Source organism: Scandinavium lactucae (assembly GCF_033843265.1).
GTDB lineage: Bacteria > Pseudomonadota > Gammaproteobacteria > Enterobacterales > Enterobacteriaceae > Scandinavium > Scandinavium lactucae.
On sequence record NZ_JAWXRD010000001.1, the window covers coordinates 39,028 to 59,253 of the forward strand.

At 55.7% G+C, this 20,226-nt stretch carries 16 protein-coding genes; 7 read left to right on the top strand and 9 right to left on the bottom strand.

From position 1 onward, the window contains the following. The first annotated feature begins 22 nt into the window (after positions 1-22). Positions 23-403 carry a winged helix-turn-helix transcriptional regulator gene (locus tag SIK69_RS00210; protein WP_319628413.1) on the top strand — a complete coding sequence of 127 codons (381 nt, stop codon included), beginning with the start codon at positions 23-25 and terminating at the stop codon, positions 401-403. A gap of 51 nt (positions 404-454) precedes the next feature. On the opposite strand, the gene SIK69_RS00215 is transcribed toward SIK69_RS00210, so the two are convergent. Continuing rightward, positions 455-2,398: a bifunctional 2',3'-cyclic-nucleotide 2'-phosphodiesterase/3'-nucleotidase gene (locus tag SIK69_RS00215; protein WP_319785122.1), complete on the bottom strand. Its 1,944-nt coding sequence runs from the start codon at positions 2,396-2,398 to the stop codon at positions 455-457. A 191-nt stretch (positions 2,399-2,589) separates the two neighbouring features. Between SIK69_RS00215 and cysQ the strand changes: the two genes are divergently transcribed. Next, the gene (gene cysQ / locus SIK69_RS00220; protein ID WP_319628411.1) at positions 2,590-3,330 is read left to right on the top strand and encodes a 3'(2'),5'-bisphosphate nucleotidase CysQ; all 741 of its coding nucleotides are present in this window, start codon (positions 2,590-2,592) and stop codon (positions 3,328-3,330) included. On the opposite strand, the gene SIK69_RS00225 is transcribed toward cysQ, so the two are convergent. Further along, positions 3,324-3,881 carry a YtfJ family protein gene (locus SIK69_RS00225; protein WP_319628410.1) on the bottom strand — a complete coding sequence of 186 codons (558 nt, stop codon included), beginning with the start codon at positions 3,879-3,881 and terminating at the stop codon, positions 3,324-3,326. The genes cysQ and SIK69_RS00225 overlap by 7 nt on opposite strands. A gap of 322 nt (positions 3,882-4,203) precedes the next feature. Between SIK69_RS00225 and SIK69_RS00230 the strand changes: the two genes are divergently transcribed. Further along, the gene (locus SIK69_RS00230) at positions 4,204-4,410 is read left to right on the top strand and encodes a stringent response modulator YtfK (protein ID WP_110510900.1); all 207 of its coding nucleotides are present in this window, start codon (positions 4,204-4,206) and stop codon (positions 4,408-4,410) included. Positions 4,411-4,488: 78 nt separating this feature from the next. Here the strand turns inward: SIK69_RS00230 and paeA are convergent, their stop codons facing one another. The 6 genes from paeA to SIK69_RS00260 form a co-directional block, all read right to left on the bottom strand. Next, a complete protein-coding gene (gene paeA / locus SIK69_RS00235) occupies positions 4,489-5,826 on the bottom strand; it encodes a polyamine export protein PaeA (protein WP_319785123.1) in 1,338 nt (445 codons plus the stop codon). A gap of 149 nt (positions 5,827-5,975) precedes the next feature. Further along, positions 5,976-7,520 carry an MFS transporter gene (locus SIK69_RS00240; protein ID WP_319785124.1) on the bottom strand — a complete coding sequence of 515 codons (1,545 nt, stop codon included), beginning with the start codon at positions 7,518-7,520 and terminating at the stop codon, positions 5,976-5,978. Positions 7,521-7,602: 82 nt separating this feature from the next. Beyond that, positions 7,603-8,625: a Gfo/Idh/MocA family protein gene (locus tag SIK69_RS00245; RefSeq protein ID WP_319628407.1), complete on the bottom strand. Its 1,023-nt coding sequence runs from the start codon at positions 8,623-8,625 to the stop codon at positions 7,603-7,605. A gap of 10 nt (positions 8,626-8,635) precedes the next feature. Continuing rightward, positions 8,636-9,703, bottom strand: coding sequence for a Gfo/Idh/MocA family protein (locus SIK69_RS00250; protein WP_319785125.1), 1,068 nt, complete (start codon positions 9,701-9,703; stop codon positions 8,636-8,638). Next, complete coding sequence (locus tag SIK69_RS00255) at positions 9,700-10,884, bottom strand: Gfo/Idh/MocA family protein (protein ID WP_319785126.1); 1,185 nt, start codon at positions 10,882-10,884, stop codon at positions 9,700-9,702. Before SIK69_RS00255 ends, SIK69_RS00250 begins: the two co-directional genes overlap by 4 nt. Positions 10,885-10,896: 12 nt before the next feature. Next, positions 10,897-12,051, bottom strand: coding sequence for a Gfo/Idh/MocA family protein (locus SIK69_RS00260; protein ID WP_319785127.1), 1,155 nt, complete (start codon positions 12,049-12,051; stop codon positions 10,897-10,899). Positions 12,052-12,241: 190 nt separating this feature from the next. Here SIK69_RS00260 and SIK69_RS00265 point away from each other — a divergent pair, with 190 nt between their 5' ends. Beyond that, complete coding sequence (locus tag SIK69_RS00265; RefSeq protein ID WP_319785128.1) at positions 12,242-13,300, top strand: LacI family DNA-binding transcriptional regulator; 1,059 nt, start codon at positions 12,242-12,244, stop codon at positions 13,298-13,300. Positions 13,301-13,303: 3 nt separating this feature from the next. Here the strand turns inward: SIK69_RS00265 and msrA are convergent, their stop codons facing one another. Next, positions 13,304-13,945, bottom strand: coding sequence for a peptide-methionine (S)-S-oxide reductase MsrA (gene msrA, locus SIK69_RS00270; protein WP_319785129.1), 642 nt, complete (start codon positions 13,943-13,945; stop codon positions 13,304-13,306). Positions 13,946-14,157: 212 nt separating this feature from the next. Between msrA and tamA the strand changes: the two genes are divergently transcribed. From tamA to SIK69_RS00285, 3 genes are read left to right on the top strand one after another with little or no spacing between them, the layout of a single operon-like run. Then, on the top strand, positions 14,158-15,891 hold the full coding sequence (tamA, locus tag SIK69_RS00275; RefSeq protein ID WP_319628401.1) for an autotransporter assembly complex protein TamA: 1,734 nt from the start codon (positions 14,158-14,160) through the stop codon (positions 15,889-15,891). Further along, the gene (tamB, locus tag SIK69_RS00280; RefSeq protein WP_319785130.1) at positions 15,888-19,667 is read left to right on the top strand and encodes an autotransporter assembly complex protein TamB; all 3,780 of its coding nucleotides are present in this window, start codon (positions 15,888-15,890) and stop codon (positions 19,665-19,667) included. The genes tamA and tamB overlap by 4 nt, the downstream gene beginning before the upstream one ends. Positions 19,668-19,669: 2 nt before the next feature. After that, complete coding sequence (locus tag SIK69_RS00285) at positions 19,670-20,014, top strand: gamma-glutamylcyclotransferase family protein (protein WP_319628399.1); 345 nt, start codon at positions 19,670-19,672, stop codon at positions 20,012-20,014. Positions 20,015-20,226 lie beyond the last annotated feature (212 nt).

A 20,226-nucleotide genomic window follows, 5' to 3' on the forward strand; every position in this document is an offset into this window, starting at 1 on the left:
GTACAAAAAGGTAAGTATCAAAATGACGAGTTCCCCTCTCAGCCAGCAACTGCGCGACGGCAATCTGTTTGCCGAACAATGTCCGTCCCGGGATGTGCTCAAGCATGTAACCAGCCGCTGGGGCGTGCTAATCCTTGTGGCGTTGCGCGATGGCACTCATCGTTTCAGCGATTTGCGCCGTAAAATGGGCGGCGTGAGTGAGAAGATGCTGGCTCAGTCGCTGCAGGCGCTGGAGATGGACGGCTTTATCAACCGGGTGTCATATCCGGTGGTGCCGCCACACGTGGAATACAGCCTGACCCCGCTCGGGGAGCAGGTGAGTGAAAAGGTAGAAGCGTTGGCCGACTGGATTGAACTGAATCTGCCGCAGGTGATGGCGAACTGGGATGAGAAAGTGGCTTAAATGCCCGGCGGCGCAGTGGACTGACACGTGCCGGGCCTACAACATCTGCTGTTACTTACTCAAATCAAGCTGATAGACGGCAAAGCCGATGTTATCGGTGCCAACTTTCTTCATCGAATACTGCGCTTTGTCTTTGATAAACGCCGCGGCTTTGTCCGTCGGGGCCGTTTCAAAGCGAATATCCAACGGAGTGGCCGAATGAATCGGCGCTAAGCGCCAGTTGTTATCCGCTGCCGGATGGATCTCTCCGTTTTGCTTCGACTCCGCGCTTATCCATGCCGCCAGCACCGAACGGTTTTCATCCGGTGAGGCAAACGCAATATGGTTCTCGCCGGTGCCCGCAAACTTGCCGCCATAGGCGCGATAGTTATTGGTGGCGACCAGGAATATCGCATTCGGGTCAATTGGCTTGCCGTCGAAGGTCAGATTTCTAATGCGTTCCGCTTTCGGGTTCACGCTCTGGCATTCCCCGTCGTAGCGTGCCGGTTGGCTGACGTCGATTTGATAATTGACCCCGTCGATAACGTCGAAGTTATAGGTGCGGAAGCCGTCCCAGTTGATCAGCGACTGCGGTTTGCTGCTGTTGACGTCAATCTGATTGAACTGCCCGGCGGAACACTCCAGCCACTCTTTCACCTCTTTACCGCTGACTTTCATCACCACTAGGGTATTTGGGTACAGATATAAATCGGCGGCGTTACGGAAGGTCAACTGGCCTTTTTCCACTTCGACAAAGCTCGCCGGATCGTTTTTACGTCCACCGGCTTTGAAAGGCGCTGCGGCGGAAAGCACAGGCAGTTTCGCCAGATCCGGATCACCCTGAATATAGTGCTCGACGTAGGCTTTCTGCGCCATATTCACCACCTGAACAGTCGGATCATCCTGCACCAGTGACAAATAGCTGTACATATTATCGGAGGATTTGCCGATAGGTTTGCTGACAAACGCCCGGGTGGCATCGTGATCGGCTTTCAGCACTTTCACCAGATTAGGGTCTTCGGCGGCAAGGGATTTTTTGGCCGCGGTGTCATAAATTGGCCGCGCTTCCGCTTTGGCCTGCGCAACCGCCCATTTTCCGCTGTCGTTATTCAGTACCAGATCCACTACCCCGAGATGGTCGCCCCACATGCCGGGCATCACCGCCGGTACGCCGTTGAGCAGGCCTTTATCGATATCCGCCCCCTTGATGCTGGCAAAATCTTTCGACGGGAACACCGCATGGGCGTGACCGAACATGATCGCATCCACGCCTGGAACCTGACTGAGATAATAAACGGAGTTTTCCGCCATCGCCTGATACGGGTCTGCGGACAGGCCTGAGTGGGCGATAACCACCACCACATCGGCCCCTTTCTTACGCATTTCGGGCACATATTGACGTGCGGTTTCGGTAATGTCGTTTACCGTGACTTTACCGCTGAGGTTGGCTTTATCCCAGGTCATGATTTGTGGCGGCACAAAACCGATATAACCAATCTTCAGGGTGTGCTTTTTGCCGTCAGTATCGACGACCTGGGTTTCTTTAATCAGGTAGGGCGTAAACAGCGGCTTTTTGGTCTTAACGTCGATGATATTGGCGTTAACGTACGGGAATTTCGCGCCATTAATGGCCTTGTGCAAAAAATCCAGTCCGTAGTTGAATTCGTGATTTCCAAGGTTGCCCACCGCGTAATCGAGGGTGTTCATCGCCTTGTAAACCGGGTGTACATCCCCGGCTTTCAGGCCTTTCGCCGCCATATAATCGCCAAGCGGGCTCCCCTGAATCACATCGCCGTTATCCACCAGCACGCTGTTTTTGACTTCACCGCGAGCGGCGTTAATCAGGCTGGCGGTTCGCACCAGGCCAAATTTTTCCGTAGCGGTATCTTTGTAGTAATCAAAATCCATCATGTTGCTATGCAGGTCGGTGGTTTCCATGACTCGCAAATCCACCGTCGCGGCCTGCACGCTGGCAGCAATCAGCGTAGCAAGGAGCGTTGCGCTAAACTTAATCATCAGAGGGGTCCTTTCATTGATCGAGGGCACAAAAGATAAAAGTGTATACATCCTGTTGCTTACAGAAGTGTGAAGCTTGCCAGAAAAAAGCGCGAGGAAACGGGTATCGCTTCACAGATAGCGCAACTGGTCGCGATGGGATATAAATAAAACAACGAGTTAACACCACTCTACTCAACACGAGGTGGAATATGTTGGAACAGGTATGTCAGCTTGCACGGAAAGCGGGTGAGGCCATTATGCAGGTCTATGATGGAACGCAGCCGATGGATGTGGTCAGCAAAGCAGACGATTCTCCGGTGACGGCGGCGGACATTGCCGCCCACAAAGTGATTATCAGCGGCCTGAATGCCCTGACCCCGGATATCCCCGTTTTATCGGAAGAAGATCCGCAGAGTTGGGCTGTCCGCCAGCACTGGCAGCGCTACTGGCTGGTTGATCCGCTGGATGGCACCAAAGAGTTTATCAAGCGCAACGGTGAATTTACCGTCAATATCGCCCTGATTGAAAACGGCAAACCGGTTCTCGGCGTGGTGTACGCCCCGGTGATGAAGGTGATGTATAGCGCCCACGAAGGCAAAGCCTGGAAAGAAGAGTGCGACATTCGCAAGCAGATTCAGGTGCGTGACGCCCGTCCACCGCTGGTGGTGATCAGCCGTTCGCATACTGATACTGAATTGCAGGAGTATCTCCAGCAGCTCGGCGAACACCAGACCACCTCGATTGGCTCATCACTGAAGTTCTGCCTGGTGGCCGAAGGGCAGGCGCAGTTGTATCCGCGTTTCGGGCCGACCAACGTCTGGGACACTGCGGCGGGTCACGCGGTGGCGGTTGCCGCCGGAGCGCACGTTCACGACTGGCAAGGGAAAACCCTCGACTACACGCCGCGTGAGTCGTTCCTCAACCCCGGCTTCCGGGTGGCTATCTACTGACCGAGCAGCTTATGCAGCAGGGCGATGACCTGCTGCACGTCTTCTTGCGTCAACGCCCCGTCTTTGGCCCACTCCACGCGCCCGTCTTTGTTGAGCACCACAATCGCTGAGCTGCCTTCCTCAAGCTGCCAGGCGTTACGCGCCACGCCGTTGCTGTCAACGATAAACTGCGACCATGGGTAGAGCTTCTTATTACTTTCGATGCTGCTGCGCACGAACATGCCCGAGCCGGGGATCGCATCGTCAGTGTTAACAAGGGTGGTGGTCTGGTATTTATCGTGTGGGAATTTGGCGGCTTTGATAGCCTCAACCAGCGTGGCGTTTTTCTCTTTGGCAGATGTACGACCAGCAATATGTTGTACAACTCTCACTTTGCCAGGCAGCTGCGCGCTATTCCAGTTTTTATAGCTAAACTCATCTTTATCAAGCATCAGTTCGCCACGATCGGTGATGCCGACAGCGGGCAGGCGTTGACCTTTTTCAACGTTGTGTGCAGAGGCCATCAGCGGCATGAGCAGGCATGAGATCGCCATCAGCTTACGTAGGGTCATGGTTTTTTCCTTATTTTATGCAGGTGATCCGACCACTTAGTTCTGAACATTAATCATAAGTGTGAATGATTAGGTTTTCCCGCAAGCATGATGCCAGTTTGCGGGCGACCGCACATAACCGCTAAAAAATGAAGACTTATACTGCGTAATGCGACTATGTGAAAAGAATATTCTTAATTAGTGTCATCAAACGGTAAATAAACTTCTACAGACTGGGTGTCCCGGTCGATATGGACTATAGTTTCAGAGCATTAATTTTGCGCCCCGGAACGCGGACCCGATGATGGAGTCGCAAGGGCGTAATCCTCAGCAGGAGATAACAATGAAAATTTTCCAACGGTACAACCCGCTTCAGGTGGCGAAGTACGTGAAGATCCTGTTTCGTGGACGGTTGTACATCAAGGACGTGGGCGCTTTCGAGTTTGATAAGGGTAAAATCCTGATCCCGAAAGTGAAGGACAAGCAGCACCTCTCCGTGATGTCCGAAATCAACCGTCAGGTTACGCGTCTGCAAACTGAGATGGCGTAATCAACAACGTGCTATGCAGTAATCAGTAAAAAAAACGGCTCCCATTGGGAGCCGTTAGTGTTTCTGCACTCGACTGACTTACGCCGCGCCTTTCTCTTGCGCGTCAGGCAGTTTTGGCGTCAGCACCGTCGGTTTGCTGTCGACGCGGGTGACCAGCAGCTGATCGATACGGTAGTTATCGATATCCACCACTTCAAACTTATAGCCAGAGAACTTCACGAAGTCGGTGCGTTTCGGGATTTTACGCAGCATAAACATCATGAAGCCGCCGATGGTCTCGTAGTTGCCCGACTGCGGGAACTCATCGATATCCAGCACGCGCATCACGTCATCAATCGGCGTACCGCCGTCGACCAGCCATGAGTTCTCATCACGCGCGACAATCTGCTCTTCCTGACCCTGGCCGACGAGGTCACCCATCAGCGTGGTCATCACGTCGTTGAGGGTGATAATGCCCACCACCAGCGCGTATTCGTTCATGATTACCGCGAAATCTTCACCTGCGGCTTTGAAGCTTTCGAGCGCTTCGGAGAGCGTCAGGGTGTCCGGCACAATCAGCGTATTGCGCAGCTGCACGCCACCGGCCAGCGCCAGGCTCTGATTAGCCAGCACGCGGTTCAGCAGGTCTTTTGAGTCAACGTAGCCGATGATGTGGTCGATGTCCTCTTTACATACCAGGAACTTGGAATGCGGATGCTCGGCGACTTTGTTTTTCAGACTCTGTTCATCTTCATTCAAATCGAACCAAATGATGTTTTCGCGCGAGGTCATGGAAGACGGAACGGTACGGGATTCGAGTTCAAATACGTTCTCGATCAGCTCATGCTCTTGCTTACGCAGTACGCCTGCCAGCGCACCGGCTTCCACCACCGCATAAATGTCGTCGGAGGTAATATCGTCTTTACGCACCATCGGCAGCTTGAACAGGCGGAAAATCATGTTGGCCATGCCGTTGAAGAACCATACCAGCGGGCGAAACACCGACAGGCAGAAGCGCATCGGGTTGATGATGCGCAAAGCCACAACTTCAGGCGCAATCATACCGATGCGTTTCGGGGTCAGGTCAGCAATCAGAATGAACATACTGGTGACCAGCACGAACGACAGAATGAAGCTAATCTGCTCGGCAAGCTCAGCGGACATGTAGTTAATCAGGACGGTGTGGAAGGCCGGGGAGAAGGCTGCATCGCCGACGATACCACCCAGAATGGCGACGGCGTTAAGGCCGATTTGCACCACGGTAAAGAACATACCGGGGTTTTCCTGCATTTTCAGAACACGTTGTGCATTAATGTTGCCCTCATCGGCGAGTAGCTTCAGTTTTATCTTGCGGGAAGCTGCAAGCGAAATCTCGGAAATCGAGAAAAACGCACTGACGCCGATGAGGCAGAGTATGATTAATATACTGTTTAGCATAGTTTTTCTAACCGTTCAGGTCAGAACCTCGGAAGGGTGGTTGAGTCGTTGGTTTAACTGGAATGTTACTTAAAAAAACCGGTCCGAAGGCGCTGGACCGGTTATATCGAGGGATAGTATAGCGTAAGGGACTGTAAATTCGCCAGAGGTTAACTTCCAGGCACTAAAGCGGCCCCGTTTTTGCTTTTATCCGGCGTGGCATCCCATACTTCGTTATAGGCCCGGCCAGTCAGCTCTTTAATCACCACCCGGGTCTCTTCATCACAATCCTCCGCCGCACCGCCCAGTTTGCGGCGGGCAATTTCTTTAATCAGCGTCTTATGGCTCTGCTGAGTCAGCTTGAACTTATAGGTCATCCAGAAGCTGATGGCCAGCAGGGCGGCAGTAGCGAAGATCATCAGGCCGATAATCGCGTGCAGGGCGCTGATTGGCTGCGCACCACCGCCTTTCACGAAGCCGCTTTCCTGTAACACAATACCGATCAGCATCACCGCCAGTGCGACGGTGCTTTTGCGGGTCAGCACCATCACGCCAGCGAAAATGCCTTCCCGGCGTTGGCGGGTCACCATCTCATCCACGTCCGGAATGAAGCTGTAAATGTTCCACGGAATGTAATACAGCCCGGCTCGGGCGAGACCCAGCAGTATAAACACGCCAGAGAACACGAAGGTGTTCACCGCAATATCGTTGAGATAGACCACGAACAAAAACGCCAACACCGCAAAGATGCAGCTGTAGGCCAGACGTAGCGCGCTGGACGGGGTCAGATTCAATTTATTCATCAGCATCATAAAGCCGAACGTGCCAGGAATAGACACAAACGCAGCGATACTCAGCAAGCCCGACACGGCACCCGCATCGCGATGCAGACCGTAAATGACGAAATAGGTGAAGACCGAGCCGAACACGTCCATCGCGGTAAACGAGCAGATGTAAATGATGATGTGCTGGCGAAATGCCCTGATTTTGAACGATGAAAACAGGTCCAGTATCAGATATTTCAGGTGGTTAAGCAGCCCGGGCTTTCTGTCGTTGACCGGGGCAAATTCGTATTCCTCGCGCACATCTTTTGCCTCCCAGGTACAGGCCCAGGTGGTAAAGACGGCGATACAGAAAATCAGCGCGAAGATGCTACCGGTCAGGGTGTAGGTGAACGAGTTGTCTTTCCCGGTGAACTGCATAATCACGCCCGGCACCGACACCGCCAAAAATCCACCAAGGGAGGAGCACATCATACGCACGCCGGACAGGCGCGTGCGCTCGCTAAAGCGGTTGGTCATTTCCGCCGCCAGCGTTTCCCACGGCACCAGCACCATCGCGGAAAGCAGTTCGATCGAAAGATAAGTCCCGAGATAGTACCAGTAGCTCATGTCGGTGACCCAAACCAGCGCATACAGGAACATCAGCGGCGCGCTCAGCAGTAGGAAGAACCGACGGCGACCAAAGCGCCTGCCAAGCCAGGTATCGGCGAAGTTGTCCGTCACGTAGCCCATAATCGGGCTCAGGATGGCATCAATCACCCTGGCGATGGCGAAAATCGATCCCGCTTCGAGTACCGACAGGCCACAGTAGGTGGTGTAGAAAAAGAGTAACCAGGTGCCGATAACGGCAAAAGCACCTCCGCCAAAAAGGTCGGTTACGCCGTAGCCAATCGCCACGCCGTAACCCACTTTGCGTTCAGTAGGTTTAACCATATTTATTATTCTCTGTTCGATGTTTAGTTATATGGCACACGCTCACTGTGTGCCGCATCTTAATCCAGCCGGAACCGCGGTGTTATTCGGGTAATGTGATCCAGCGTCGACACTGTGACGAACGGTAAATCGCTTCTACGAGCTGCAGGGATTTAGCCGCCTCGTGAAGATCGGTCACGCCCTCAGATCTGCCGCTGCGCACGGCGTCGTAAAACTGGCGAATGGCCTGAAGATGGCCTGCCCCCCAATAGCTTTTGCTGTGGCTGTAAGGTGTTTCGTCGCTAGCGATGATCACCCGCTTGCCTTCGGTCACGCGCCAGAGGGTGTTATCTCGCAGCTGTAGCTCGCCCTGTTCGCAATGGATTTCCAGCTGTAAAGGCGCGTCGCGGGTGTGACTGTTGCTGGCAAAAAACAGGCCGCGCGCGCCGCCGGAAAATTCCAGCGTGGCCATAGCGGTGTCTTCGGTATCGATGATGTCCGTAAGTCTTGTGCAGTCGACCACGCCTTTCAGGCGGGTGACGCCGCCGCCAAACCACTGCACGAGATCGAGGGTGTGAATGGCCTGATTGATAAGCAGGCTGCCGCCCTCGGTGGCGTAACACCCACGCCACGGGTTCTCGGTGTAATAAGGTGGCGTGCGCGACCAGGTGAGGAACGCATTAATGCTCAGCAGTCGCCCTAAGGCGTTTTCTTCCAGCAGTTGATGCAGGGCCAGGCTGGTAGGGTTCAGGCGATTTTGATAACACACGCCCAAACGTCCGTCGGCCCGCTTTTCTGCTTCCTGAATGTCAGCCACGTCCGCCATGTTCATGCCGACCGGCTTTTCACAGAACACCTGTTTGCCTGCCGCCAGCGCGGCAAGGATCATCGGTTTATGCAGGAAGTGCGGGGTGCAGATGTGTACCACGTCGATGGACACATCGCTGAGCATCTCCTGGTAGTCCTGATAAAAATGACAGTGGTACTCCGCAGACAGCGCCAGCCCTTTATTTTGCTCTGTGTCGACTACCGCTCGCAGGGCGACACCAGGGAGCTGGCGCAGCGCCTCGACGTGACACTGGTGGATGGCTCCGCAGCCGATAATGGCAGCATTCAGCGTTCTCATCCCGGTCTCCTTATCGGCTCGCGTTGGCCAGCATTTGGGCTTTAACGCACAGTTCGGCGGCCTTAAAGGCGTGCGCCTGGGTCATGGCGTTTTCGGTGCGATTCAGGCAGTCCTTAATCAGCTCGCCGAAATACGGGAAGCCGACCTGGCCCGCCACCGGGTAGCGGTGCTCACCCTCTTTATTCACCAGATACACCACGTCCTGTTCGCCGCGCGTCAGGTCGATGTACTTGCGGATTTCGATATAGCCTTCGGTGCCGAGCAGGGTCAGACGTCCATCACCCCAGGTTGGCAGCCCTGCTGGCGTAAACCAGTCGCAGCGGAAATAACCGGTCGCGCCGTTATCTCCAGTCAGCATTGCGTCGCCGAAATCTTCAAACTGGGGATACTGCGGATGGTTAACGTTACGCACCTGACTGGCGACGATGTGAGCCTCTTCGTTGCCGGTGTAAAACAGGAACTGTTCAATCTGATGGCTACCGATGTCGCACAAAATGCCGCCGAAGTAGCGTTTGTCATAGAACCAGTCCGGACGGCCTTCGCCTTCGCGGTGCGGCCCGGTGCCGAGGGTCTGCATCACGGTGCCAATCGCGCCCTGTTTCACCAACTGCCCGGCGAAGACGGCGCTTTCTACGTGCAGGCGTTCGCTGTAGTAGACCGCGTATTTGCGCCCGGTTTTGGCCACCATCGCTTTGGCATCTTCGAGCTGCTCAAGGGTGGTCAACGGGGCTTTATCGACGAAGTAATCTTTTCCCGCCGCCATTACTTTCAGCCCCAGCGGGCAGCGTTCGGACGGCACACCTGCGCCAGCAATAAGCTGCACCTGCGGATCGTTGAGTAAGGTCTCCAGCGACGGGGCAATCTGGACCTGCGGATACTGCTGCACGAACTTATCAACCTTCGCCGGGTCCGGATCCCACACCCATTTCAGCTGGGCTCCGGCTTCAACCAATCCGTTGCACATGCCGTAGATATGCCCGTGATCGAGCGCGGCGGCGGCAAAGACAAACTCACCTGGCTTCACTACCGGCTGCGGTTTGCCAGTTGGGGCGTAATTCATACCGTCGTTCTTGTTCATTGTGCTGCTCCTGTATCGAAATTCTTGCCAAGCGGGATGGCACCGACTTCACTGAAGTTGGCCACCGAGGCGGATTTTTCATAAAAATGCGGGGCCTGGGCGGTCAGGCCACCGGTCCGGTAAAAGTCGTCATCAGGGGAAATTGGCAGCGGCACCGCCGTGCGGGTGATGGCTGATTTATAGATGGCGGTGATGATTTCCAGCGAACGTTTGCCCTGCACGCCATCGACCAACGGCGGCGTGTGCTGTTCCAGGGCGGTGAGGAGGTTATCGATTTGCCCGGTATGCAGCGTCCAGCGCAGGCGGGGCGTTTCGGCAAACAGGGTTTGCAGCTGGTCTTCCAGTGCGACGTTGCGGGTGTCCTGCGGAAAACCGTTGTCGGCTGACTGGCTGGCGAACACGTTCCAGGGCGCAGAAATACGGGCTTTCTCACCCTGAATCACCATCTTCTGGTCTTCGCCGTGATGCACCACCGAGGCCGTGAGTTGGGTCAGCGCGCCGGAAGGGTATTTAAAGATGGCGGCGCTAATGTCCTCCACTTCGGCATTGTCGTGGGCGACGTTGCTCATCATCGACACGACTTCGGACGGGAAGCCCAGCATCCACTGAATGGCGTCGATGTGATGCACCGCGTGATTCAGCGTGCAGCCGCCGCCCTCTTTTTCCCAGGTGCCGCGCCACCACAGGTCGTAATAGCAATGCCCGCGCCACCAGAAGGAATCGACCTGCGCGTGGCAGATTTTCCCCGCCAGCCCTGAATCGACCGCCGCTTTAAGACGCCAGAAGGCGTCAGTGAAACGGTTCTGGGCAATAACGGACAGCGTTTTGCCGCTGGCCTGAGCGGCGGCGATCATCGCATCGCACTCTTCCAGCGAGGCCGCCATCGGCTTCTCGCACAGTACGTTTTTACCTGCATGCAGGGCGTCGATGCTGATGTCTGCGTGAACGTAGGGCGGGGTGCAGACATCAACGATATCGAGGTCCGGCTCGTTGTCGAGCATCTGCCGATGGCTGCTGTAAACCCGGGCATCATGCAGCGCGTAACGTTCTTTTTTCTCCTGCGCTTTTTCCGGGTAGATATCAACCAGGGCGACAATCTGGCAGCGGTCGCCCATCGCCAGATAGCCCTGAATGTGGTTGTGCGAAATGTTGCCTGTTCCGACGATAGCGACTCGTAACATGATCTCTCCTGCTTACCAGGTGCCGGATGCGTCGAGGGTGCGGCTCTCGACCTGTTTATCCACCGAGGCGGTGATGCGCTCGTCGAGCAGCTGCTTGAAGCGCTGTTCATCGAAGGGCAGGTCGACCCAGCCGTCGGTCCAGGTGGAAAGATGCATCGCGTTGGAAAGGGTCAGGCCGCGAATGCCCTCCAGACCGGGGGCGATCAGCGGTTCGCCGCGCATTATGGCGGCACAAAAATTGGTGGTGATCACATGATGTTCGCTGCATTCAGCGGCAACGGGAATGGTGACTTCCCAGCACTCCGGTTCACCGAAGCCGTTCTGCCAGCGGGCATTAAATGCGTCTTCAGACTCCCGCAGCCGCCAGAAGCGCAGGCGGCCTTCTTCCACCACCACTTTTCCACGCGTACCGGCGATTTCCAGGCGGTTGGTACCGGGCGTTTCGGCCACGGTGGTGATGAATACCCCGGTTGCGCCGTTGGCGTACTCGGCATAGGCGGTGACTTCGTCTTCAACTTCTATCTGGCGGTGTTTACCGAACTGGCAGAAGGCGCGCACGCGCACCGGCATTCCGACCAGCCATTGCCAGAGATCGAGCTGATGCGGGTCCTGATTGAGCAGTACGCCGCCGCCTTCCCCTTTCCAGGTGGCGCGCCAGCCGCCGGAGTTGTAATAGCTTTGTGAACGATACCAGTTGGTGATTATCCAGTTGGATCGACGGATTTCTCCGAGTTCACCGCTGTCGATCAGGTCTTTTACTTTCTGATACAGCGGGTTCGGGCGTTGGTTGTACATGATGCCAAACACCACATCACACTCGCGTGCGCAGGCGTTCATCTCCTGCACCTGCGCGGTGTACACGCCCGCCGGTTTTTCGCACAGGGTATGGATCCCGTGGCGCATCGCCAGCATCGACAGTTCAGGATGGGCGTAATGCGGGGTGGCGACGATCACCGCATCGATCAGCCCACTTTGCAGCAGGTCCTGGGCATGGCTGAAGATTTCCACTTTTTCGCCGACAATGTGCCGAATGGCGTCGTGCTTTTTCTCGTCACTGTCGCAAACGGCCGTCAGCTGCGCTTCTTTTACCGTGCCTGCCAGTAAATAACGCGCATGAACGGTACCGATATTACCCACACCAATAATGCCAAAACGTATCTTGTCCATCTCACACCTTATTCAACGTTCGTCAGGAATAGGGCGAAAATAGGAACAACGGCGCACCCAGACAAAAGGAATTTGTGAGAATGCTCGCAGGCTAATTATCAAATTTCAGTGCGTTGGATAAATCTGTTTTAAAATCATCCTATTGTGTCTGCAAAAATTTGCAGATATTGATTGTGAGAGAGGTCACACATTGTCCGGCAAGCTTAAAATGGACCAAATTGCGACGCAAACGGGCTACTCTGTCAGCACCGTTTCCCGGGTATTAAGCGGCAAGTCGTATACCAGTGAAAAGGCGCGGGAGTCGATTGTTCGCTGCGCCAGAAAGCTCGGAGTGCTCGACGAAATGGCTACTGGACGGCTGCTAATTAATGGGATTGCGGTATTTGCCCCGTCGAGAACCTTTACGGCACGTGGCGATATTTTTTACCAGGAAGTCACCCGTGGAATTGCCGATGCGATAGAGCCGCATGACGTTTATCTCACATTTTGCGGACTGGAAGAGCAGGATGCTGATATTAAGGTATTTCTCGAAAAGGCTAATAATAAGAATATAAACGCGATAATTATCATTGGAACTGATGATTCAACCGTGTTTAAACTGGCGACGACCCTGAATAAACCCTGCGTATTAATTAATACCAATGATAAAGAGCGATTACTGGATGCGGTATCGCCCGATCACCGGGCCATCGGCTTCAACGCCATGCGGTATCTCTTTGAGCAGGGCCACCGGCGTGTCCTGTGTCTGACCACCCTACGTCGTGAAACGTTGTATGCCCGTCTGGATGGCATCAAGGAAGCCTATCGCCGCTACCACGTGCCGTTCAACGCCCAGCGGGACGTGATTGTCACTGAGGGCTTTAGCGCGGAAGAATCCGAACTGGCGTTAGCGAAATGGCTGGCGGAAACGCCGCCTGACCAGTGGCCGCAGGTGATTTTCCCGGGTAGCACCAATATGACCCTTGGCGTGCAGAAGGTGCTGGAACGTTATGGGCTACGCGTCCCGGAAGACATCTCGCTTATCACCACGGATTTTCACTGGCGGCTGGAAAATGAGCTGGCAAAACCGGTCACCAGCGTGACGGTGCCGTGTCGGGAACTGGGAGTAGAAGCAGTGCATTTGCTGCAAAACCGGCTTAACCGGCAAGGCACCTCGGTGCTGAACGTGTTGCTACAGGGGAAATTGCAGGAGGGCGGAACGGTGAGTAATGCCACGCGACACACCGGCCGCGTGGCGATAGAGAGCTAAGGGTCAGGCGAGTTGCGGCGGTAAACACACGCCAATCCCGCCGATACCGCAATAGCCGTACGGGTTTTTGTGCAGATACTGCTGGTGGTCGTCTTCCGCGTAGTAGAACGGTTTTGCGGTGGCGATTTCCGTGGTGATGGTACGATCGTCGTTGGCTTCACGCATTGCGGACTGGAAACGTTCAGCGCTGGCGTGGGCCGCCTGATCCTGCTCCGGTGTTAACGGATAAATAGCTGAGCGATACTGCGTGCCCTGATCGTTGCCCTGGCGCATACCCTGAGCCGGGTCGTGATTTTCCCAGAATACCTGTAACAACTGGTCATAGCTGATAACCGACGGATCATAAACCACGCGCACCGCTTCGGCATGGCCGGTCTGGCCGGAACACACTTCGCGATAGGTTGGATTCGGCGTGTAGCCGCCGGTGTAGCCCGCCGCGGTGCTGTACACGCCCGGCAGTTGCCAGAACAGACGTTCGACGCCCCAGAAGCAGCCCATCGCGAATAGCGCCACTTCCATGCCTTCGGGAACGTTGGTCAGCGAATGGTCATTAACGGCGTGCAGGGTGGCGACAGGCATCGGTGTATTACGACCGGGCAGCGCATCCGCTTGAGCAACTACGTGTTTTTTATCGAATAAACTCACGGTTTGGCCTCCGGATAAATGAAATTGGGGTTAAGGTTGTCACAGCGCCTGTCTTTGAAGACAATAAAGGCGGTGAATAGGTCTAGATTTAAACATAAGAAATATTGAGGTGAATGTCTTTTTTTCAACCGGTAGTGTTGAAATTTTGTTAAGCCGTGGATTGGCCATTGCGTTTCCTGACGGGGTGGAAACAAGGATATTTGGGAGAAAACGTGCCACAGATTCGCCAGTTATATTGGGCCAGCCTGTTGTTGGTCAGCGGTGTTGCCGGAGCGGCAAACATCCGCTTGCAGGTCGATGGACTCTCGGGTGAGCTACAGAAAAACGTCCGGGCGCAGCTGTCGACCATTCAGGGCGATGAGGTGACGCCGGATCGTCGCTTCCGTGCGCGCGTAGATGATGCTATCCGGGAAGGGCTTAAAGCGCTGGGCTACTACGAGCCAACGATTGAATTCGAACTGAAACCACCGCCAGCCAAAGGCCGTCAGGTGCTGTTGGCACATGTCACGCCGGGTGTCCCGGTGAAGATTGGCGGAACGGATGTGATTTTACGCGGCGGAGCCCGTACCGACCGCGACTATCTGGATTTACTGAAAACGCGTCCGGCGATTGGAACCATTCTCAACCACGCGGATTACGACGGCTTCAAAAAAGATCTGACCGGCGTGTCGCTGCGCAAAGGCTACTTCGACAGCGAATTTAAAAAGAGCCAGCTCGGCATCTCACTGGAGCGCCATCAGGCGTTCTGGGATATCGACTACGACAGCGGCGAGCGCTATCGCTTCGGTCCGGTAACCTTCCAGGGTTCGCAGATCCAGGATCGTTACCTGCAAAACCTGATCCCGTTCAAAGAGGGGGATTACTACACCTCCGACGATTTGGCGGAACTAAACCGCCGCCTCTCGGCAACGGGCTGGTTTAACTCAGTGGTAGTGGCCCCCGAGTTTGATAAAGCGCGAAAAACCAAGGTATTGCCGCTGGAAGGCGTGGTGTCTCCGCGCACCCAAAATACGGTCGAAACCGGGGTTGGCTATTCAACCGACGTGGGCCCACGGGTAAAAGCCTCATGGAACAAGCCGTGGATCAACTCCTACGGTCACAGCCTGACCTCCGATCTGAGCCTTTCCGCACCGGAGCAGCAGCTTGATTTCAGCTACAAAGTGCCGCTGCTCAAGAACCCGCTGGAGCAATATTATCTGTTGCAGGGCGGCTTTAAACGTACCGACCTGAACGATACCGAATCGGATTCCACCACCCTCGGCGTGTCGCGCTATTGGGATCTGTCCAGCGGCTGGCAGCGCGCCATTAACATGCGCTGGAGTCTGTCTCACTTTACCCAGGCCGATGTGACCAACACCACCATGCTGCTCTATCCGGGAGTGATGATCAGCCGGACCCGTTCACGCGGCGGGCTGATGCCCACCTGGGGCGATTCACAGCGTTACTCGGTGGATGTGTCGAATACCACCTGGGGCTCGGACGTGGACTTCGTCGTCGCGCAGGCGCAGAACACCTGGATTCGCACCCTCTACGACCGCCATCGCTTTGTGGCGCGTGGCAACATCGGCTGGATTGAAACCGGCGACTTCGACAAAGTGCCGCCGGACCTGCGTTTCTTTGCCGGGGGCGATCGCAGCATTCGCGGTTATAAATACCAGTCTATCTCGCCGAAAGATGATAAAGGCAAGCTGACCGGGGCATCGCGCCTGCTGACCGGCTCGCTCGAGTATCAATACAACGTGACCGGCAAATGGTGGGGCGCAGTGTTCGTCGACAGCGGCGAGGCGGTGAATGATTTCAGCCAGAGTAATTTCAAAACCGGGACCGGGGTCGGCGTGCGCTGGCAATCCCCGGTCGGGCCAATCAAACTTGATTTAGCCGTTCCGGTTGGCGACAAAGATGAGCACGGGGTGCAGTTCTATATCGGTCTGGGGCCAGAATTATGAGTTTATGGAAGAAGATTAGCCTCGGCGTGCTGGCGTTTATCATCCTGCTGTTGGGCACCGTGGCATTCCTGGTGGGCACCACCAGCGGCCTGCATCTGCTGTTTAAGGCTGCCGACCGCTGGGTGCCTGGTCTGTCTATCGGCCAGGTGGTCGGGGGCTGGAAAGATTTAACGCTCAAAAACGTGCGCTACGAACAGCCCGGTGTGGCGGTTGATGCCGGGCAATTCCATCTGGCGGTGAAAACAGCCTGTCTGTGGGATAGCAGCCTGTGCGTGAATGATTTGTCGCTGAGTAACATCAACGTGGCGATCGACAGTAAGAAAATGCCGCCGTCAGCGCCTGCACCTGAAGAGGAAGACAGCGGCCCGCTGAACCTCTCAATGCCGTATCCGATTACCCTGAGCCGGGTGGCGCTCAACAACGTCAATATCAAAATTGACGACACCACGGTCTCGGTGATGGATTTCACGTCCGGCCTGCACTGGCAGGAAAAAAACCTGACCCTCAGGCCAACCTCGCTGCAAGGGCTGCTGATTGCACTGCCAAAAGTAGCGAAAGTGGCGCAGGAACAGGTGGTTGAGCCGAAAATCGACAACCCGAAGCCGGATGAAAAACCGCTGGGCGAGACGATGAAAGATCTCTTCTCCCAACCGATCCTGCCCGCTATGACCGATGTGCATCTGCCGCTGAACCTCAACATAGAGGAATTTAGCGGGGAGCAACTGCGTCTGACCGGTGACACCGACCTGACCGTTTATAAGCTGCTGCTCAAAGTCAGCAGCATCGACGGCAACATGAAGCTCGACGCGCTGGACGTGGATTCGAGCCAGGGCACGGTCAATGCCACCGGCACCGCGAAATTACAGGATAACTGGCCGGTCGATCTGACCCTTAACAGCACTCTGAATATCGACCCGGTGAAGGGCGAGAAGATCAAAATGAAGATTGGCGGCGAAGTGCGTAAGCAGCTCGACGTCGGGATCAATCTTTCCGGCCCGGTGGATGTGGGGATTCGCGCCCAGGCGCAACTGGCGGAGGCCGGGCTGCCGCTTAATCTCGAAGTGCTCAGCAAACAGCTTTATTGGCCGTTCACTGGCGAAAAACAGTATCAGGCGGATGACCTGAAGCTGAAACTCAGCGGCAAAATGACCGACTACACGCTGTCATTCCGCACCGCGGTGAAAGGGCAGGGTGTGCCGCCTGCCACCATTACCCTGGATGCGAAAGGCAACGAGCAGCAGGTGAACCTCGACAAGCTCACCATCGCGGCGCTGGAAGGGAAAACCGAACTGAAAGCGCTGCTCGATTGGCAGAAGGCGATCAGCTGGCGCGGCGAATTAACCCTGAAAGATATCAACACCGCCAAAGAAGTGCCGGACTGGCCAGCGAAACTCAACGGTATTATCAAAACCAGCGGCAGCTTGTACGGCGGCAGCTGGCAGATGGATGTGCCGGAGCTGAAACTCAGCGGGAACGTGAAGCAGAATAAGGTTAACGTCGAGGGTAAACTCTCCGGCAACAGCTATCTGCAATGGAAGATCCCGGGCCTGCATCTGGAGCTGGGACGCAACAGTGCGGAAGTGAAGGGCGAGCTTGGGGTAAAAGATTTGAATCTCGATGCCACCATCGACGCGCCGGGCCTGGATAACGCCCTGCCGGGACTCGGTGGCACGGCGAAAGGGCTGCTGAAAGTGCGCGGCACCATCGATGCGCCGCAGCTGCTGGCCGACATCACCGCGCGTAATCTGCGCTGGCAGGAGCTTTCTGTCGCGCAGGCCAGCATTAAAGGCGACGTCAAATCGACCGATCAGATTGGCGGTAACCTCGATGTGCGCGTCAACGGTATTGCGCAGCCAGGGGTCAATATCAGTCAGGTGCTGCTTTCCGCCAAAGGCAATGAGAAACAGCACAAGTTGGAGCTGCGTATTCAGGGCGAGCCGGTGTCCGGTCAGCTCGATTTAGCAGGCAGCTTCGATCGCAAAGAAGAGCGCTGGAAAGGCTCCTTGAGCAACACCCGTTTCCAGACGCCGGTCGGACCGTGGTCGCTCTCCCGGGCGATCGCTCTCGATTTCCGCAGCAAAGAGCAGAAAATCAGCATCGGGCCACACTGCTGGACCAACCCGAACGCTGAACTCTGCGTGCCGCAAACCGTTGATGCCGGGGCCGCTGGCCGGGCGGTGGTGAACCTCAATCGCTTTGATTTGGCGATGCTCAAACCGTTCATGCCTGAAGCCACGCAGGCCAGCGGTGTGTTCAGCGGCAACGCCGACGTGAGCTGGGATACCACCAAAGAAGGCCTGCCGCAGGGTAAAGTCACGCTTTCCGGGCGCAATGTGAAAGTGATGCAAACGGTTAACGACGGCGTGCTGCCGGTCGCGTTCGACACGCTCAATGTGAACGCCGATTTGCATAACAACCGCGCGCAGCTGGGCTGGCTTATCCGCCTGACCAACAACGGCCAGATGGATGGACAGATTGAAGTCACCGACCCGCAGGGACGGCGTAATCTTGGCGGCAACGTTAATATCCGCAACTTCTCGCTGGCGATGATCAACCCTATCTTTGCCCGGGGTGAAAAAGCGGCGGGCAGCCTGAACGCTAACCTGCGCCTCGGCGGCAACGTCCAGAGTCCGCAGCTGTTCGGGCAATTGCAGCTCACCGGACTGGATATCGACGGCAACTTTATGCCGTTTGATATGCAACCGAGTCGGGTGGCGATGAACTTCAACGGCACGCGCTCCACCCTGGACGGGGCGATCGCGACGAAACAGGGGCAGATTAGCCTCAGCGGCAACGCCGACTGGACGCAAATCGACAACTGGCGGGCGCAGGTGGCGGCGAAGGGCAGTCGCGTGCGCATAACCGTGCCGCCGATGGTGCGTCTGGACGTGTCGCCGGACGTGGTGTTTACTGCCACGCCGAGCCTGTTCACGCTGGATGGCAACGTCGATGTGCCGTGGGCGCGGATCGTGGTCCATGACGTGCCGGAAAGCGCGGTAGGGGTGTCGAGCGATGAAGTGATGTTGGATAAAGATCTCAAGCCCGTGGATCCCCAGACCGCGGGCATTCCTATCAACAGTAACCTGACTATCCACGTCGGCAACAACGTGCGTCTGGATGCGTTTGGTCTGAAAGCGCGTCTGACCGGTGACCTGAAAGTGGCCCAGGATAAGCATGGCCTTGGCCTCAACGGGCAGATCAACATTCCGGAAGGTCGCTTCCACGCCTACGGTCAGGATCTGATCGTGCGTAAAGGCATCCTGCTGTTCTCCGGTCCGCCGGACCAGCCGATGCTGAATATCGAAGCGATCCGTAACCCGGACGCCACCGAGGATAACGTCATCGCCGGGGTGCGCGTGACCGGCATGGCCGACCAGCCGAAAGCCGAAATCTTCTCGGATCCGGCGATGTCGCAACAGGCTGCTCTGTCTTATCTGCTGCGCGGTCAGGGGCTTAACAGCGAGCAGGGCGACGGCGCGGCGATGACCTCCGCATTAGTCGGCCTGGGGGTTGCACAAAGTGGGCAGATTGTGGGTAAAATCGGCGAGACGTTTGGCGTAAGCAATCTGGCCCTGGATACCGCAGGGGTGGGCGATTCCTCGCAGGTGGTAGTCAGTGGCTATATCGCGCCAGGCCTGCAGGTAAAATACGGTGTGGGAATTTTTGACTCGCTGGCAACTCTCACGTTACGCTACCGCCTGATGCCCAAGCTATATCTGGAAGCGGTGTCTGGTATCGACCAGGCACTAGATCTGCTCTATCAGTTTGAGTTCTAGCAATGCGAATATTTGTATATGGCAGTTTGCGGCGCAAACAAGGCAACAGTCACTGGATGACCAACGCCCAGTGGCTGGGCGATCACAGCGTCGATAACTATCAACTCTACAGCCTGGGCCACTATCCAGGCGCCGTGCCAGGGGATGGTACTGTAGTTGGTGAAGTGTATCGTATCGATGCCTCGACGCTGGCCGAACTTGACGCGCTGCGTACCAAAGGCGGCGAGTACGCGCGCCGTTTAATCCAGACACCGTACGGTAGTGCGTGGATGTACGTCTACCAGCGTCCGGTGGACGGATTTACGCGGATCCCGACCGGCAACTGGCTGGATAAAGAGTCGTACTGAAAGGCTAAATGAATCACGCCACCTTCGGGTGGCGTGATTTTTTTTGCGCATTATGCCGAAGAAATTCCTGCAACACCTTCTGCTTTTTCCTTTCCGCCCGTAGCCGTGCGCATTTCTTGTTAAATTCCGAAAATCACGCTGGCTGTCACCCGGTTTAACACGTAGAACATGACATTACGCTCTCCAGGGTTATTCTTTGTCTAACTGAGGGG

Excerpts from the sequence above, each read along its gene's own strand:
- SIK69_RS00210 (WP_319628413.1), top strand. The coding sequence starts at position 23 with ATGACGAGTTCCCCTCTCAGCCAGCAACTGCGCGACGGCAATCTGTTT.
- SIK69_RS00215 (WP_319785122.1), bottom strand. The coding sequence starts at position 2,398 with ATGATTAAGTTTAGCGCAACGCTCCTTGCTACGCTGATTGCTGCCAGC.
- cysQ (WP_319628411.1), top strand. The coding sequence starts at position 2,590 with ATGTTGGAACAGGTATGTCAGCTTGCACGGAAAGCGGGTGAGGCCATT.
- SIK69_RS00225 (WP_319628410.1), bottom strand. The coding sequence starts at position 3,881 with ATGACCCTACGTAAGCTGATGGCGATCTCATGCCTGCTCATGCCGCTG.
- SIK69_RS00230 (WP_110510900.1), top strand. The coding sequence starts at position 4,204 with ATGAAAATTTTCCAACGGTACAACCCGCTTCAGGTGGCGAAGTACGTG.
- paeA (WP_319785123.1), bottom strand. The coding sequence starts at position 5,826 with ATGCTAAACAGTATATTAATCATACTCTGCCTCATCGGCGTCAGTGCG.
- SIK69_RS00240 (WP_319785124.1), bottom strand. The coding sequence starts at position 7,520 with ATGGTTAAACCTACTGAACGCAAAGTGGGTTACGGCGTGGCGATTGGC.
- SIK69_RS00245 (WP_319628407.1), bottom strand. The coding sequence starts at position 8,625 with ATGAGAACGCTGAATGCTGCCATTATCGGCTGCGGAGCCATCCACCAG.
- SIK69_RS00250 (WP_319785125.1), bottom strand. The coding sequence starts at position 9,703 with ATGAACAAGAACGACGGTATGAATTACGCCCCAACTGGCAAACCGCAG.
- SIK69_RS00255 (WP_319785126.1), bottom strand. The coding sequence starts at position 10,884 with ATGTTACGAGTCGCTATCGTCGGAACAGGCAACATTTCGCACAACCAC.
- SIK69_RS00260 (WP_319785127.1), bottom strand. The coding sequence starts at position 12,051 with ATGGACAAGATACGTTTTGGCATTATTGGTGTGGGTAATATCGGTACC.
- tamB (WP_319785130.1), top strand. The coding sequence starts at position 15,888 with ATGAGTTTATGGAAGAAGATTAGCCTCGGCGTGCTGGCGTTTATCATC.
- SIK69_RS00285 (WP_319628399.1), top strand. The coding sequence starts at position 19,670 with ATGCGAATATTTGTATATGGCAGTTTGCGGCGCAAACAAGGCAACAGT.